Origin of the sequence: Pseudomonas sp. KK4 (assembly GCF_001984065.1) — a bacterium.
Taxonomy (GTDB): Bacteria; Pseudomonadota; Gammaproteobacteria; order Pseudomonadales; family Pseudomonadaceae; genus Aquipseudomonas.
In genome coordinates this window covers 24,564-40,830 of record NZ_LYVP01000004.1, presented here as the reverse complement: position 1 = coordinate 40,830, position 16,267 = coordinate 24,564, and the positions used below count along the sequence as shown (strand labels likewise).

At 56.8% G+C, this 16,267-nt stretch carries 16 protein-coding genes; 6 read left to right on the top strand and 10 right to left on the bottom strand.

The features are described from left to right. The first annotated feature begins 6 nt into the window (after window positions 1–6). A complete protein-coding gene (locus B0W55_RS02420) occupies window positions 7–792 on the top strand; it encodes a transporter substrate-binding domain-containing protein (RefSeq protein ID WP_077044448.1) in 786 nt (261 codons plus the stop codon). Window positions 793–845: 53 nt separating this feature from the next. Here the strand turns inward: B0W55_RS02420 and B0W55_RS02415 are convergent, their stop codons facing one another. After that, window positions 846–1,064, bottom strand: coding sequence for a hypothetical protein (locus tag B0W55_RS02415; RefSeq protein ID WP_077044447.1), 219 nt, complete (start codon window positions 1,062–1,064; stop codon window positions 846–848). 597 nt (window positions 1,065–1,661) lie between these two features. Here B0W55_RS02415 and B0W55_RS02410 point away from each other — a divergent pair. Continuing rightward, window positions 1,662–1,931, top strand: coding sequence for a short-chain dehydrogenase (locus B0W55_RS02410; RefSeq protein WP_077044446.1), 270 nt, complete (start codon window positions 1,662–1,664; stop codon window positions 1,929–1,931). A 112-nt stretch (window positions 1,932–2,043) separates the two neighbouring features. Here the strand turns inward: B0W55_RS02410 and B0W55_RS02405 are convergent, their stop codons facing one another. Both B0W55_RS02405 and B0W55_RS02400 read right to left on the bottom strand, forming a co-directional pair. After that, window positions 2,044–2,676 carry a hypothetical protein gene (locus B0W55_RS02405; RefSeq protein ID WP_077044445.1) on the bottom strand — a complete coding sequence of 211 codons (633 nt, stop codon included), beginning with the start codon at window positions 2,674–2,676 and terminating at the stop codon, window positions 2,044–2,046. A gap of 8 nt (window positions 2,677–2,684) precedes the next feature. Beyond that, a complete protein-coding gene (locus B0W55_RS02400) occupies window positions 2,685–2,975 on the bottom strand; it encodes a hypothetical protein (protein ID WP_077044444.1) in 291 nt (96 codons plus the stop codon). A 344-nt stretch (window positions 2,976–3,319) separates the two neighbouring features. Here B0W55_RS02400 and dusA point away from each other — a divergent pair, with 344 nt between their 5' ends. Next, window positions 3,320–4,330, top strand: coding sequence for a tRNA dihydrouridine(20/20a) synthase DusA (dusA, locus tag B0W55_RS02395; RefSeq protein WP_077044443.1), 1,011 nt, complete (start codon window positions 3,320–3,322; stop codon window positions 4,328–4,330). A 137-nt stretch (window positions 4,331–4,467) separates the two neighbouring features. On the opposite strand, the gene B0W55_RS02390 is transcribed toward dusA, so the two are convergent. Next, window positions 4,468–5,301 carry an undecaprenyl-diphosphate phosphatase gene (locus B0W55_RS02390; RefSeq protein ID WP_077044442.1) on the bottom strand — a complete coding sequence of 278 codons (834 nt, stop codon included), beginning with the start codon at window positions 5,299–5,301 and terminating at the stop codon, window positions 4,468–4,470. Window positions 5,302–5,770: 469 nt separating this feature from the next. Here B0W55_RS02390 and B0W55_RS02385 point away from each other — a divergent pair, with 469 nt between their 5' ends. From B0W55_RS02385 to B0W55_RS02375, 3 genes are all read left to right on the top strand, one after another. After that, window positions 5,771–6,514 (top strand): winged helix-turn-helix domain-containing protein, encoded by a 744-nt coding sequence (locus tag B0W55_RS02385; RefSeq protein ID WP_077044441.1) that lies wholly within the window; start codon window positions 5,771–5,773, stop codon window positions 6,512–6,514. 261 nt (window positions 6,515–6,775) lie between these two features. Next, window positions 6,776–7,429, top strand: a complete 654-nt coding sequence (locus B0W55_RS02380; protein WP_077044440.1) for a winged helix-turn-helix domain-containing protein — start codon at window positions 6,776–6,778, stop codon at window positions 7,427–7,429. Between the two features lie 369 nt (window positions 7,430–7,798). After that, window positions 7,799–9,193: an undecaprenyl-phosphate glucose phosphotransferase gene (locus B0W55_RS02375; protein ID WP_077044439.1), complete on the top strand. Its 1,395-nt coding sequence runs from the start codon at window positions 7,799–7,801 to the stop codon at window positions 9,191–9,193. 488 nt (window positions 9,194–9,681) lie between these two features. On the opposite strand, the gene B0W55_RS02370 is transcribed toward B0W55_RS02375, so the two are convergent. The 6 genes from B0W55_RS02370 to galE form a co-directional block, all read right to left on the bottom strand. Then, complete coding sequence (locus B0W55_RS02370; protein ID WP_077044438.1) at window positions 9,682–11,760, bottom strand: YjbH domain-containing protein; 2,079 nt, start codon at window positions 11,758–11,760, stop codon at window positions 9,682–9,684. Further along, window positions 11,757–12,518, bottom strand: coding sequence for a capsule biosynthesis GfcC family protein (locus B0W55_RS02365; protein WP_371807250.1), 762 nt, complete (start codon window positions 12,516–12,518; stop codon window positions 11,757–11,759). The genes B0W55_RS02370 and B0W55_RS02365 overlap by 4 nt, the downstream gene beginning before the upstream one ends. Next, window positions 12,515–13,180, bottom strand: a complete 666-nt coding sequence (locus B0W55_RS02360) for a YjbF family lipoprotein (RefSeq protein ID WP_077044436.1) — start codon at window positions 13,178–13,180, stop codon at window positions 12,515–12,517. The genes B0W55_RS02365 and B0W55_RS02360 overlap by 4 nt, the downstream gene beginning before the upstream one ends. Before the next feature lie 14 nt (window positions 13,181–13,194). After that, the gene (locus B0W55_RS02355) at window positions 13,195–14,256 is read right to left on the bottom strand and encodes a polysaccharide biosynthesis/export family protein (RefSeq protein WP_077044435.1); all 1,062 of its coding nucleotides are present in this window, start codon (window positions 14,254–14,256) and stop codon (window positions 13,195–13,197) included. A gap of 145 nt (window positions 14,257–14,401) precedes the next feature. Then, window positions 14,402–14,638, bottom strand: coding sequence for a hypothetical protein (locus tag B0W55_RS02350; protein WP_077044434.1), 237 nt, complete (start codon window positions 14,636–14,638; stop codon window positions 14,402–14,404). A gap of 228 nt (window positions 14,639–14,866) precedes the next feature. Further along, entirely contained in the window at window positions 14,867–15,883 is a 1,017-nt protein-coding gene (gene galE / locus B0W55_RS02345; protein ID WP_077044433.1) for a UDP-glucose 4-epimerase GalE, read from the bottom strand. Window positions 15,884–16,267: the final 384 nt, after the last annotated feature.

The following is a 16,267-nucleotide window of genomic DNA, read 5'->3' as shown; positions in this document are numbered from 1 at the left end:
GGAACCATGAACACCCTAAAAAGCACGATCATCCTCGGTAGCCTGCTCACCCTGTCGTCGCTGGCACAGGCAGAGCAAGGCCCGTCACATCTGGACAGCGTCATTGAGCAGGGTCAGTTGCGGGTCTGCACCACCGGCGATTACAAGCCCTACACCTTCAAAGCCGAAGACGGCGAATATTCCGGCATCGACATCACCATGGCCCGCTCCCTGGCCGACAGCCTTGGCGCCAAAGTCCAATGGGTGCCCACCACCTGGAAAACCCTGATGCCCGACCTTATCGCCGGCAAGTGCGACATCGGCATGGGCGGGATCTCGGTCACCCTCGAACGGCAGAAAAAAGCCTTCTTCAGTACCACCCTGGACGTCGACGGCAAGATCCCGCTGGTGCGCTGTGAAGAGCAGGCGCAGTACCAGACGATCGAGCAGATCAACCAACCTGCGGTGCGCCTGGTCGAACCTGCCGGCGGCACCAACGAAGCCTTCGTTCACGCCTTCCTGCCCAAGGCGCAACTTCAGCTGCACGACAACGTCACCATCTTTCAACAGTTGTTGGACAAAAAGGCGGACGTGATGATCACCGACGCTTCCGAAGCGCTGTATCAGCAGAAGTTGAAACCCGGTTTGTGCGCGGTCAACCCGACGCAATACATGCAGTACGGCGAAAAGGCCTACCTGCTGCCGCGCGATGACATGACCTGGAAATTGTATGTGGACCAGTGGCTGCATTTGGCCAAGGTCACCGGCAATTACCAGAAGGTCCTCGGTCAGTGGATCGCGGTACCCAAGTAGCCCTGTAGCGGCTGGCGAAGCCTGCGTCCGACTGCGCGGCAGTCGCCGGCCGATCAATCGTCGTGCAGTAGGCCGGAGCTGTATTCACCGTAACTGCTGCCCAAGGCGCTGCCGTGGACACTCATGTTGTCCGGGTGGCTATTGGTGGGGCCTGGGCCGAATCCACTGGGCACGGTGTCGTCCGAATAACGATGAGCAGTACTGACACCGGAACAGGCGCTCAACAGAACGGCACTGGTAATGAGCGCGACCTTGATGACGTTTGGGATCATTTTTATTGTTCCTGCGAAGTGGGCTTGTGCCTTCATCCTAGGCTGCAGCCCGGGCAGAGATGGTGAAACTTCGCAGGGCGACAGCCTTGGTTCAGGATGCTGTGGCGAGGGAGCTTGCTCCCGCTGGACTGCGTAGCAGTCCCCTGCTTTTTCCAAACCAATCGGGGCCGCTTTGCGGCCCAGCGGGAGCAAGCTCCCTCGCCACACATGTTTTTTTCGTCCAGAGATTTTCTTGAGTGAACAGCATCAGGTTCAGAGTTTTCTTGAACAATGAGGCAATCATCAAATAGAGCAGCGTCCTACACGACGTTGGGAAATGTCCGTAGACTTGCGCATTGCTGTGCCTTTGTCATGAGACCTATAGTCCCGAGCGCGCCCCAATGGCGTATCGGGTTTGGCGACTCGATGACAAAGCACAGAAACCTCCGAGTTCTCTCGGAGCGTTTCTGAACGCTTGGCTACCTTTTTTGGTGGCTGTGCGTGGGAGACCCCAGGGTCTGCCGGTTTGCCTTGTCCCGGTTCGCCAACCTGCGTACAGCTGCCACCCATTGTTTGGCGACATTGAGTGGTAGATAACCTCAATACAAGGAATCACTCATGAACGAATACATGGCTCTAACCAGCAACGCCGACGACCTCCCCTCACTGTATGTGAACACCACCCAACCCCTGCACTCCCTGCTCAGCACCGCCTGCTACCGGATTCAAGCCGTAACGCAGGTCCTCGAAAACCTCGCCATGCGCGGCGAAATCAGCTCCGACTCCGTCATCCTCAGCGACTTCGCATTGTTGTGCGCCATACCGTTGCGCGATGGGTGCGATGTGCTAGATGTGATTGCGCGGCGGATGGATGCTGAGCCGGCGTGATGTAAAAAAGGGCGTCCGGCAAGGACGCCCTTCGACTTCACAATTCGATGCCTCTTTTTAATCAGGGGTTACTGATGTGTTGATTTAGTCCCGCAGCAAAAAACCGGCGATTCTACATCGCGACTCTGGTCAATCGCTGCAAGTCAGAGATGATTGCTGCATTTCTGTCTTCAATCACATCCTCCTGTATATGACAGATCACAGACTTCAGTAACTCCGTGCGGGTCATATGGGTTGCCTCAAGGAGCACTATGAAATCATCAGCGACATAGGGATTCACCTTCATCGAAAGCCGCTTCATCGAATGTGACAGCGTCAACTGGCGACATGTCATCTGCTTCGATAGCCATTCAGAAAACTCATCATGCGTTCTCTGCAAACGAGTGGCAGACTTAGTCTCCACCAGTACTCTCAAGTAATAACTGATGAACAGTTTTCGCGTCTGAACGCTGGCTTCCTTAGTCACGACATGCATCGCCGCATCAAGGACATCAAGGTAAATCGCAGGCAGCCGCGCCTCGATGGGGATCAATTGCTGCTTTCGTGCTTCTTTAATAGAGGGCGTGGATTGCGCTGGGATTGCGACGACAGTGTCACAATCGTCGCAGACTCCCACCAAAATTTCCTTTGCCTGACCTTGGCCATCGCTGAAGGGCACATCGCGTCGAACATAAGTCGTGGTAACAATTTGCTGGCAGTGCTCGCAGAGAGCCTTGCCTTGATCACCTTCAAATAGAAGCTTCATACGCTCCCTCAACGATGGACGCTAATAAACCAAGCGCTTGGATCGATAAAATAGAATTTTATGTACCAGCCCCCGGTTTTCAGCACGTGAACTTCAATACTGGAGACCGAGTGATGCGCACTAGAGCTGTGCTGTTTGCCACTGCACCGCTTGATGACGTCTATCACCTCCTGTGCAGATACCTCCCCAGTCGCCAGTAAATTTTTGACATCGATAGAGCCGCGAGAAGCATGTTGGTAATCGCCCGTCTCTAGAGCTGATAGCACATCACGTTGGGCTTTCTTGAAGCCTTTTTCCATTGCGACCCCTAATGTGTACGAGGATTATCGTACATTATCATCACCACGACCAGCCACCATCTTGTCACCGGTGTCGCTCGAAGGGATCTCTCAATCAATTCCTGCTGTAACGACCCGTCGCCGGCCTTTTGAATGCTCAAGCGGTCGCCATACCCGAGTCTTTGCCACCTGTTTCCGGACGAAAGACTTGCTCTCTTGGTAGACTTGTAATCCGTCGCGCTCGATTAGGCTCTGAGCCGTTTAGCTCACAGTGCCATCTGCCAGTTTTCTCGTGGTATGTCGTTCCACGGAACTCGAATACGCCCGAAAACACCCCCAAACACGCTTAACATACGTAGAGCAAAATGGTACAGAACACCCACTCCAGCCCAGTAAATACAAGCCCTGCGCTGTCTCGGCGGTTCAGCGTCGCCCCCATGATGGATTGGACCGACCGCCACTGCCGCTTCTTCCTGCGCATCCTGTCGAAAAACGCCCTGCTCTACACCGAGATGGTCACCACCGGCGCGCTGCTAAACGGTGATCACGAGCGCTTCCTGCGTCACAACGAAGCCGAGCATCCGCTGGCGTTGCAGTTGGGTGGCAGTGTTCCGTTGGATTTGGCCGCTTGCGCGCGCATGGCCCAGGACCACGGCTATGACGAGGTGAACCTGAACGTCGGCTGCCCGAGTGATCGGGTGCAGAACAATATGATCGGTGCGGTGCTGATGGGGCATCCGCGGTTGGTGGCCGATTGCGTGAAGGCGATGCGTGATGCGGTGTCGATTCCGGTGACGGTCAAGCATCGGATCGGGATCAATGGGCGCGACAGTTATGAGGAGCTGTGCGAGTTCGTCGGGACGGTGCATGAGGCAGGGTGTACAAGTTTTACCGTGCATGCGCGGATTGCGATTCTGGAGGGGTTGTCGCCGAAGGAAAACCGGGACATTCCGCCGTTGCGCTATGACGTGGCGGCAAGGTTGAAGGCGGACTTTCCGGACCTGGAGATTATTCTCAACGGCGGGATCAAGTCGCTGGAGGCGTGCCACGAGCATTTGCAGACGTTCGATGGCGTGATGCTGGGGCGCGAGGCTTATCACAATCCGTATGTGATGGCTGAGGTGGATCAGCAGTTGTTCGGCAGCACCGCGCCGGTGATCACCCGCGCCGAGGCGCTGGCGCAGTTGCGTCCTTATATAGCCGCGCATATCGAATCGGGCGGCTCGATGCATCACATCACACGGCATGTGCTGGGGCTGGGTACCGGGTTCCCGGGGGCGCGCAAGTTTCGGCAGTTGTTGTCGGTGGATATCCACAAGGCCAAGGACCCGTTGGCGTTGCTGGACCAGGCGGCGGCGTTGCTTGAAGGGCGTTAACGCCCTGCTCCTGTAGGAGCGAGCACGCTCGCGATGGGTGTTGACGAAAACGTTGGCAGTCTGACGCCCCGTGGTGTTTTCAAGTTCATCGCGAGCATGCTCGCTCCTACAGATACAGATGCAGGTACAGAAGCAGGTCAGGCAGCGGCAGCGGCGGTCCAGTTCACCCAGCCGAATAGCCAGGTGGCGAGGATCAGCAGGCCGAAGGCGATCCGGTACCAGGCAAACGCCGCATAGCTGTGGTTCGCAATGAACTTGAGCAGGCCGCGCACGGCGATCATCGCGAACACGAACGCTGTCACAAAACCCGTGGCGAATACCGCCAGATCGCCGCTCTGGAACAGATCCCGATACTTGTAGCCCGAATACACTGCGGCGCCGACCATGGTGGGCATCGCCAGAAAGAACGAGTATTCGGTTGCGGTCTTGCGGGACAGACCGAAGAGCAAGCCGCCGATGATGGTCGAACCCGAGCGCGACGTGCCCGGTATCATCGCCAGGCATTGTGCGAAACCTACCTTCAAGGCATCCGTCCAACGCATGTCGTCGACGCTGTCGACATGCACCACGTGGTCTCGCCTTTCCGCCCACAACATGACGATGCCGCCCACGACCAGCGCGACTGCCACAGTAATCGGGTTGAAGAGGTATTGATGAATTTTGTCGGCGAATAAAACGCCCAGGACGACCGCCGGAAGAAAGCCGATCAGTAAGTTCAGGGTAAAACGTTGTGCATTGCGCTGAGTTGGCAACCCTTTGACGATATCGAAGATTTTGTGACGGAACTCCCAAACTACCGCGAGAATCGCGCCGAGCTGGATAATTATATTGAACGCCATGGCGCGTTCGCCGCCAAAGTCCAGTAAGTCAGCAACGATAATCTGGTGGCCAGTACTGGAGATGGGCAAAAACTCGGTCAGCCCCTCTACAGCCCCCAGGATCAACACCTTCAAAAGGGTCCAGAAATCCATTCATCCTCCGCCAAGTCGCCTGATGAGACATCCCATCAACTAACGCATGCAGTCAGCGGCGCAGAATAGGACTTATCAAACGGCACACTCAAGGCTTGTTAATAAACGTCCGTCTGGCACTTTTTTCGAAGGATTTATTTATTAAGGAAGAAAAACCCGCACTCCCCGACAAAGTGTGACCTATCTCACAATATGACTGGTGCCCATCTACAAACAGTGGCAAAAGGACATTAAATAACCAGTCGCCATAGATACAAAATAGTGGCACAATTCCATATTGCCACCATTAATGGCCCACATTTCTCTAATTCAGGCTACCGAGAAAATCAACTAAAACCTTGAAAAGTCTGATTATTGTTAGAAAACTCGGGACCCACGTCTAAAATCCGCGTGAATGTTACCAATTGTCAGTCACAGATCAGAACCGGTGCTTTAACATCCCGATGTCAGTACTTTTTCGAGTCAATGCCTGATGCTTACAGGGAACTTAGCGACTACTAAAAGCCAGCACCCAACAAATAGCGAACCCGGTGTTCTCACTTTGGGTCGTACGCGTTGCGCGGCTGAACATTTTAGTGCATTAGTCGCAAAGCATGTACGGACCGATGTAGCGCTGGAAGCGAGTTCGTATACCCATTCATGTAACAGCAATGAACGCCTGGATTCATACCGCGCAATCTTCGTCATTATCGATAGCCCTCAGGCCTTGGAAGAAAACCTCGCGTTGGTGGAAAACCTGCGCGACGACAACTTGGCTGCCATTATTTGTGCGGTCATCACCGGCCGAGGCGCCTACAACAAGATTAAGTACTTTCTTGCCGGGGCCGACTTTTGTATCAAGCTCAATACCCTTTCCGATGAGGGATGCGAGTCGCTTGCCGACGTTTTTAATAGCGAAGAATGGCAAAGAGACATCAATCTGGTGCTGGATCCCACGCGTATATGCCTGTCGGGCACCAGCAAGAAACTGGATATTTCATTCGCGGAAATGAAGATCCTCGAAGCGTTTGCGCAAAACAGCAACCACATTCTGAGTCATGACGAAATCGCCAGCATCATGGGGCTCAATACTCATTTTTACGATCCCAGGGCCCTGGAGAAATCCATCAGCCGCCTTCGAGGGAAAATCAAGGACATGTATGGCACCAACGCCATCCAGAGCATTCGCGGGTACGGATACCGTCTGATGCGAGGCCTGATTTCGACCCTGTGAGCCCGGTTCCAAAGCAGGCTTTCAAAGCAACTATACGAATACACAGGCACCACCGAAATATTTGTCGTTGTTATTCAATTCCATGACCGTGTTAACACTAAACCATAACAATAAAAGCTTACTCTATAGCCGATCGAGTGGAACCTATCGAGGCTCATTTAGGGCCCAGACCCTGCCTTTGCGATTACTTCCGAGGGAGTTCATTACTCCCCTGCCGATCACTTTTTTCGCCAACTTTGGTGCGTAGTTCAGGAGAGCGACATGGAAACCAGTACTAACCTCTCAAGAAAATATTTTGTCGTTGTGACACACAGCACAACTTCGCAACGTGAACTCGAAAGCATCCTGTCGAGCGAACGCTTCAATTCGTTTAGTACTTCCCAGGCGCAAATGTTTATTGAAGGTGTGAATCCGCCCTCTTCCACTCCGATGTTGATGGAGTTCACCTACCCCAGCGGTACAAGGAAAAACATCGCGCACAGCATCGAACACGATACCCAGCGAATAGTCGCCACCCTGGAGTCTGAATGGCTGGCGGCGCAATCCCCGCGTCCATTGGTAGACACCATTGATATCCCGCTGAACATCGACGGTCATGCTGTTGATAGTGACACCTGGCAGCTGGACGATGATCACAATGTTTTGGTCAAAGACGGGGTCGAGATCAATCTGACCGGGCTAGAAGCCACACTTGTCAGGAAGATGTTGCACCATGATGAACGTGTCGTGAGTCGTGATGATCTGATACTCAGCATCGGCAGGGAACCCGAACAATACCGCGGTCTGGAAATGTGCCTGAGCCGCCTGCAAGACAAATTCAAAAGTGCCAGCAACGGTGAACGACTGTTTCGTGCCGTCAGAAATCGCGGCTATTGCCTGATCCAGCAAGTGGTGTCCGAGACACATTCCGCCTGAACGAACAAAACAAACTCAAACAGTGCGACTAAAACAATAAAAAGAGCACTCTGTTTGTTCCTCTCCTGATTAGCCTCCTGCCTCCACCCACCCACAATACCCAATACAACACGAGAAGTTCATTACTTAAAAATCGACGTTTTTTAACGGACGATTCTTTTGAGTCATTTTACAAATTTGGCACTTTGCCATCTTGTTAGAACTCGTCAGACAGCCCATTTGCCAATAACTTAATCTATTGACTGACGACAGTTCGGCCTCTCGATGTTGTTAGCCTCAGGACACGGGTTTTAACAACAACAATAAGCCTGCATAAACAACTCGGTTTTCGACTGTCGAAACCTGACGGACGTTTTTTGGGGATATCGCATGGATCTCAGTCTTCGTATCAATCGAAATACCGGCCTCAAGGGACTGACCTTTTGGGGGCAATGGGCGCTGGCGCAGGGCTTTGTTGTTTCGCTGTTGTTCGTACTGGCGGAACAAGAGACCGGGAAGGTCGAGTTTTACTACCGGATGTGCGCAACCCTGGCGGTGTTGGCTTCGGTGCCGGCGTACACCTTCAGCGGCGTGTATCGCAAACGGGATAATTACCTGACCGGGCTGGGGCGCCTGTTCGTGGGCTGGTCCATGACCATGGCCGCCTTGGCCTTCATTGCCATTATCTGCAAGGCCGACGGGTTGTTTTCCGGCCAGGTGATCATGGGTTGGGCTGTGTACGGCTTTCTGGGTCAGGCGCTGTTGTATGCGCCGCTGCATGCGTTTTCCAAGTATTACCAGCGCTCGCGCAAGAGCGAGCACAGAACCCTGATCGTCGGCACTGGCGATTTGGCGCTGGGCCTGGCCAAAAAGCTGAGCCATCTGGAAAACCTGCCGCTGGTGGGCCTGGTGAGTAACGGCGCCCTGCCCGACCTGGAGCCCGGTGCACCGCGCGTGGTCGGCGCCCAGGAAGCGCTGCTGGACCTGATCAAGGCCCACGATATTCGCCGCTTGTACATCACCCTGCCCTTGTCGGAAGCAGCAAAAATCGAAGCCATGTACGTCGACTTGCTCGATGCCAACGTCGACGTGGTGTGGGTGCCGGACTTGAACAGCCTGACCCTGCTCAATCACTCGGTGAAAGTCGTGGATGGCCTGCCGGCGATCTATTTGAACGAAAGCCCGCTGACCAGTCGGCCGACGGCTGCGCTGAGCAAGAGTTTGATGGAAAAAAGCGTGGCGTTGCTGGCGATCATCCTGCTCAGCCCGGTGCTGTTGATCATTGCGCTGGCGGTCAAATTCAACTCGCCGGGCCCGGTGTTCTTCAAGCAGGATCGTCATGGCTGGAACGGCAAGGTGATTCAGGTCTGGAAGTTCCGCTCGATGCGGGTCCACGATGACAAGGAGGTCAAGCAGGCCAGCCGCAACGACTCGCGCATCACCGCCGTCGGCCGCTTCATCCGCCGCACGTCCCTGGATGAACTGCCGCAATTGTTCAATGTGCTGCAGGGGCATATGGCGCTGGTCGGGCCACGACCGCACGCGGTGGCGCACAACAACTATTACTCCGGGAAGATTCTTGCTTACATGGCACGTCACCGGATCAAACCGGGGATTACCGGCCTGGCGCAGATCAACGGCTGCCGTGGTGAGACCGATACCCTGGACAAGATGCAGAAGCGAGTGGAGATCGACCTCAAGTACATCAATAACTGGTCGTTGTGGCTGGACCTGAAGATTCTGGTGAAGACACCGTTTACCTTGTTGTCCAAAGATATCTACTGATGGATTAGCGTGGCGCAAGACCGCACGGGGACGAGAGTCCCCTTTTTTGTGGGCGGGAGTTGGGGGTAGTTGGCGAGATTGAGGGTGACGGGTCTGACGCTTTCGCGAGCAAGCCCGCTCCCACAGGGGTTCAGCGTTGTTCTCAGAACAGGCGACCTACCCAAAAACCTGTGGGAGCGGGCTTGCTCGCGAAGGCGTCAGGTCAGCCGCCGACGCCATCGCTGGCAGGCCAGCTCCCACAGGGTTCAGCGTTGTTCTCAGAACAGGCGAGCTACCCAAAAACCTGTGGGAGCGGGCTTGCTCGCGAAGGCGTCAGGTCAGGCGCCGACGCCATCGCTGGCAGGCCAGCTCCCACAGGGTTCAGCGTTGTTCTCAGAACAGGCGACCTACCCAAAAAACCTGTGGGAGCGGGCTTGCTCGCGAAAGCGTCAGGTCAGCCGCCGACGCTATCGCTGGCAGGCCAGCTCCCACAGCGTGATTCGCCTGCCCTACTCGGTAATCTTCTCGAAGTTCCGGTAGAACATATCGTCATCACGGCTATCGGTCATCGAGTGCAGTTGGAAGCTGCGATTGAGCCTTGCGCCGCCGTCGCGGGTCAGCGGCGACCAGACCAGGTTGGCCCGGCGCATGGTCGACATGCTCATCAGTTCGTCGAACGGGATCGACAGGTAGATACCCTTGTCGAAGCTGCCTTCGCCATATTGCGCGCCGGTCACCGTGGTGATGGTCGCCCAGGCGCCGAACCGCACACCGTTGGAAAACTCCCGCGAGATGTCCAGCGTGCCGCCCCAATCCCCGGCCAGATATCGCCCGACACTGACTGCCGCAAGGGTGTCGTAAGGCAAGTCCGTGTAGCCGGTGATATGCCCGGTCACCACGGAATAATCGCGCAAGCCGAACCCCTGATCGAATTCACGCTGGCGCACATAGTTCAAATCCGCCCCCAGCGACCAACGCTCGCCGGTCGGGCGGAACAACACCTCGCCCCCTACCCCGGCAAACATCGATTCCAGGTAACCGCCATACACCATGCCGTACAGGTCTTTATCCAACTGTTTGACGTGGGTGACCTGGAACAGCGGCATGGTGACTTCGGAGGTGGTCAGGTACTGGCGCAAGTCGGTGCGAACCCGGGGCAAGCCGCTGGGTGCGTCGTAGGTGAACTTGTCGAAGTTGTTCTTCAGGTTGGTGCTGAGCAAGCCGCTCCACCAGGTATCGCGTGTAAAGCGGTACTCGGCGTCGGCATCGGCGCTGAACTGATAGAGCAACCCGTCAGGGCCGCCGACGTTCTGCTTGAAGCCCAGGCCAACGCCATAGTTGAACGGCTGCATCGCCTGGGTGTAGAGGGTCTTCTCGTTGTGCGGCATCGCCGCGTTGATCTCGGTGGTGCGGTGCAGCGACTGCAGCGGTTCTTCGTTGTTGATGACTTCGCGAAAGGTCTGGCGCGGCACGCTGGTTTCTTCCAGCGGCAGGTCGTAGCGCTTGTTGACCAAGGTGAACCAGTCGATGTCGTCGTTGACGCTGTTGTCGAGAATCCGGCTCGCGCGACCGACCGCTTTGGCCGAATGGAAGTACCGTGACTGCTCGCCGTACACGATCAATTCCGGGCCACGCTGGCTGATGCGCTCGACCTGGTAGCCGGCATTCTGTTGCAGGCGCCTGGACACGTCGGCCCAATCGACCTGATCCAGCGCCGTGGTCGGCGCCTTGGCCGGCAGCGGTTCGGCCAGTGGATCGTAGGTTTTCGCCGGTGCCTTGCGGCTGGCGAAATTGGTGTGAAAGGTGATGCCGAACATTGCCGTATTGCCACGTTCCCACGCAGCGCTGACGTCGATCGAATCGGTCACCCTGAACACCGCGCCAAGGTTGATCGGCGAGTCCTGCTTGATCTCGTTGTCCTTGGGTTCGTGCTTGTAATCGTTGCCTTCGTATTCGAGTTTCAGGCTGAGCCGATCCCAGGGCGTCTGGTAACTCACACCACCGAAAAACGACGGGCTGCCGCGAAAGTACGACCCGGCGTTGACGTCACCGGTGCCTTCACTGGCCGGCCGGGTCTTGAAGCGATCATCGAGTTCGCCCAGCGGGTTATCGAAGTCACCACGATTGCCCAGATAACCCCAGGCGATGCCGGCGCTTAGATCGAAATTCTCATAACGCTTGTTGGCCACGAAGTATTCGCTGGAGAACAGGCCCGTACCACCAATGTCTCGAAAGCCCAGCGCCAGTTCGGGCGCCCAATGGCTTTCCTGCCACAGCCGGGCCTTGAGATCGACCGCCTTGTCCTTATAGCTCTGGTTGCCGCTCAGCGATTCGGGGCCATAGGGTCGGTTGGTGATCGCGGTGTAGCGAAACGAGCCCTCCAGCCATTCGAACGGTTGCAACGACACGCTGTAACGGCTGTAGGGATCGGTGCGATTGGCGTTGAGGCTCAACTCGCCGGCCGGCGCCATGCGCGCCGTCGGGGTCTGCAACAGGCCGGCGCCGCCGAAATCATTTTGGGTAATACGCGGCTCGGCATGAGCCAGACCGCAGGGCAATAACAATACGGCTGCAAAACGTAGATTCAACGAACCACCTCAGCCAGCTGCGTGGCAATGAATTCGGCCAACTGCTGATTCAGTTCAGGAATAGGCGGATCAAGATCATCGTTCTTGATCGGCACCAGAATCTTGCTGCCGGCGGCCGGGACCTGACCGCTCTCGCGATTCCAGGCGGCAATGCCGACCCGCCGGGACATGCCGTTGGGCTGGATCAGCCACAGGTAATCGGCATCGGCATCGACCAGCACCTGGCAGTCTTTCAGGTAGTCGCTGGCCTCCTGCAACGGCAGATAGGGCAGCCTGCAGGGTTCGGCTACTGCACCGAACACCTGCACTTCGTCGACCCGCAACGGGTAGGTCAGGCGGTCGCCATCGTCGAGGCGGATGTTGCGCGCAAACCCCACTTCTACCGCGACCGGGTCCAGCACCGCGACTTGCCGCCCGGTGACTGGCATCTGTCGCACCTGCTCGGCCACCCGCACCGCCAGCGCCGCCCGGCTCGGCCGGTCGAAGAGCAAGGCCATGCGCCGCAACACGTCCAGATCGAACAGCACCCCGGCCTTGAGCCGTGCCTGCTCTTCGAGCAAAGACCGGCGCTGCAACACCGCTGCCAGCCAGTAACTTTCGGCATTGGGGATGGCCACGCTGATCACGTCCAGCAAGCGTCCACCCGGTGGCAGCTCGACCGGACCGGGATTGGCGACGTCGCCGCTGACCGTGACCGCCGCCTGGCTGATGCCGGTGATCAGCATCAGGCACGCCGATAGAACCCTGAGCCGCTTCAACGGGCGTGCCTGCGATCAGGGGTCAGTTGCACGATCCGCACCCGCAGTTGCGAGGTCAGTTGCTGTTCACTCTGCACAATGAAACCGTCAACGGGATCGACCCAATAACGATTGGTCGCCCGCAGGCCGATGGCCGGGGCGTCAATCTGCTCATCGACACGCAGCACGGTATATTCCTTGTTGAGGATTTCGAGGGTTTCCAGGGACTTTCGAGAGAAGCGACTGTTCAAGGTCACGCCGACTTCCTGGCCTTGATAAAGATCGATCCAGCGCTGACTGGTGTAGCCATCGGGCAGACGCTGCAGGCCCTGCTTGAAAGGCGATTCAGCCGCCAGGCGCGTGCCGTCCAGGTCGCCTTCAATGCCCAGGCCGATGCTGCGCACCGCCAGGCCATCGCGCAGCAGCAGCACCTGTTTGCCCGACGCGACCCAGAACTGCAGGTCGCCCCGCTCGCGCACCAGTGCCAGGACACCGGAGCCCGAGGGCGTGGTCAGTTTGAGCTGGGGATAGCGAACGTCCGCGACCTGGGCCGCTGTCACCTCGACTTCATCGGGCCCGATCGTCGCCGATTTCAGGTTGTTCACCGAGGCGACCATCAGCGGGTTACAGCCACACAACGACAAGGCCGCCAACAGGCAGACGCCAACATTCAAGGTTTTCACAATCGGACCGGGCCTTATTTGTTGGGCGTGCTGATTTCGCTCATGTTCTTCGCCGCCGAAGCCCCCGTGCCGACAATGGACGCCGAAGGCACCAGTTGGCTGATGAAGCGGTTCCAGCGCGTCACGTTGGCAGGGCCGACGTAGACCACGTCCTGGGGGCGCACTTCAAAGTGGGTGGCCAGGGCCATGGCCGTGGGCGATTCCGCTTGCAGCTGATAGACCTTCGCCGGGGCCACATCGAGGTTTTCCACACCCCGGATGACATACACGGCGTTGCCGTTGGAGGTGGTCTGGCTCAACCCACCCACCGAACCCAGCACATCGGAGAGGTTCATGGTGGCGGTCCTGAAGCTCAGCGCGCGCGGTTGGTTGACCTCGCCCATCACGTAGATGCGCTTTTTGTCGTTGTATGGCAGATACAGTTGATCGCCACCTTTGAGGTAAACGTTCTGCAGCTCGGAATCCTGACGATTGAGCGCATCGAGATTGAGGGTGTAGGCCCGACCGTTGCGCGTCAGCAGCAAGCCGGACAAGTCGGCATTGGCCGTGTCGACGCCAGCCGATCCCAGGGCTTCGACCACGCTCAGCGGGTTGGTCGAAATTGGCTGCGGACCGGCCTTGGCCACCGCGCCCGAGACCACGACTTTCTGGCTGGCGAAGCGCAACACGGCGACATCCACCTGCGGCTCGGCGATGAACGCGGACAGCCGTTGTTCGAGGTCCGTGCGCAACTGCTGGATGGTTCTGCCAGCGGCCTGAACCTCTTTGATGTACGGGTAGTAGAGCGTGCCGTCGGAGCGCACCAGCCGGCCGTTGGCGTCGATCTGCTGCTGCGCGCCGGACGGCGCCGTCAGCTCCGGATGATCCCAGACCGTGATGTACAACACATCGTTGCTGCCGATGCGGTACTCGGCAGGCGCCGTCAGCAATTCCTTGGGCAGCGACTCACGCTTTTGCGTGGCCCGGTCCATGGAAATCAGTTTGGGGGTGATCGGTATCAGCTCAACCCGGCTGCTTTCGCTGGCGCCCTGGCGCGTGATATCGCTGGTGCTCAGGTACTGGCCGGGAGAAAACATACAACCTTGTAAAGCGCAACTTGCCAACATCAAAAGATAAACACTACGAGTCATAATGGCACTACGCTATTCAAGGGCAACTCTAAAAAACAAGGTCACCCGACTTGCGTCGGGCGACCCTGTACTACACCTGCAGGCATGTCACTCAGTTGTGCGTGCCGGTTGTACCCGTTGTACCCGTGGTACCGGTTGTACCGCCGTTGGCACTGCCACCACTGTTGGACGCCGCCATGGCACTTGCCACCATTGCCGTACTGGCCGCCGTGGCTTGAGAAGCCGCCACATTACCCACTACATTGGTGACTGCCGTCAGCGGTGCCTCTACTGCCGATGCCCAGTTGCTCAACATCGTCAACAGGGCCATTGCCATCACTTTCTTCATATCAACTCCTTTCTAACAGTCCACCGTTATAAAACCCGGCTTGCGTTAGAGGTGAGAGATCAAGTCGCAAACAGTGCGAACAAGATCCGTTGTTCATTCACAGTTCTACTTCACTGATAAATGTTCAACGGCAGGTTTATATCTACGGACTTGCAAGTGGCAATTCCAGTGTAATTTCCCGACGATATCTAACAACCTGACCGGGAATAACATTTAGCTAAAACGCCATCATCCGAGGTAACCCCTGGGGTGATTCGATTGCCAGCGCCAGGTGTCGGTCATCATCTGTTGCAAGTTACGCGTGGCCTTCCAGCCCAGCTCCCTGGCTGCCTTGGACGGGTCGGCCCAGCTCTCGGCGATATCGCCCGAGCGACGTGGCATCACCCGAAACGGCACTGGCCGCCCGCACGCCTGCTCGAAAGCCCGCAGGACCTGCATCACGCTGTAGCCGTCGCCGGTGCCCAGGTTCCAGGTATGGATGCCGCTGCGGTCGCTGATCGACTGCAACGCCTTGAGATGCCCGTCCGCCAGGTCCACGACGTGGATGTAATCACGCACGCCGGTGCCGTCGACTGTCGGGTAATCGTCACCGAAGATCGACAGTTCCGGCAGACTGCCCACCGCGACCTGACTGATGTAGGGCACCAGGTTATTGGGAATGCCGTTGGGATCTTCACCCAGGTGGCCGCTGTGATGGGCGCCGATCGGGTTGAAATATCGCAACAACGCGATGCTCCAGCGCGGCTCCGCCAGGCACAGGTCGCGCAGCACGTTTTCCACGATCAGCTTGGATTGACCGTAGGGGTTGGTGGGGCTGCCGGTGGGGAAATCCTCGCGGATCGGCATCTGCTGCGGCTCGCCGTACACCGTGGCCGAGGAGCTGAACACCAGGCGGAACACACCGGCGGCGGCCATCGCCTGGCACAGCGTGATGCTGCCGCTGACATTGGTTTCGTAGTACTCCAGCGGCTTGCGAACGCTTTCGCCCACCGCTTTGAGCCCGGCAAAATGCAACACCGCATCGATGGCATGCTGCTGGAAGACCCGGTCCAGCAAGGCCCTGTCGCACACGTCGCCGTGAATCATCAGCGCACTCTTGCCACAAATGGCTTCCACGGCGTGCAATGACGCATCGGAGCTGTTGCAAAGATTATCCAGCACAACCACTTCATAACCTGCTTCAAGTAGCGCAAGTGTGGTATGCGAACCGATATAACCGGCTCCACCCGTTACCAGAATCTTCATAGTGCGGTCCATAGTGGGAGAAGTGCCAAGTAGCCTGTCAAGCCGCTTCTATTGAATGTGCGAACCCATCCACACAACTTCCGAACAAAGGCAGCGACAACAACCGAAAACATAGTTAGTTCAACGACTGGCAATAAATAATTTTGCAGGCCAAACTGTATTGCCGGTTACTTATTAGCACTGCACAGCAGACACCACTATCAACAGATACCGACTAAAAATAACCAACAATTATCAAACCGACATCTCATAACATTCGCGCTCTTTTCATACATCGCCAATTGCCATTAACGAGTCGGCTCAGGTATTAAAGTGAGCCTTCAATAATCATTGAAACTGCAATCACTCGTTATTGCGTACAGTTGACTGTGCGTCATGAATGCC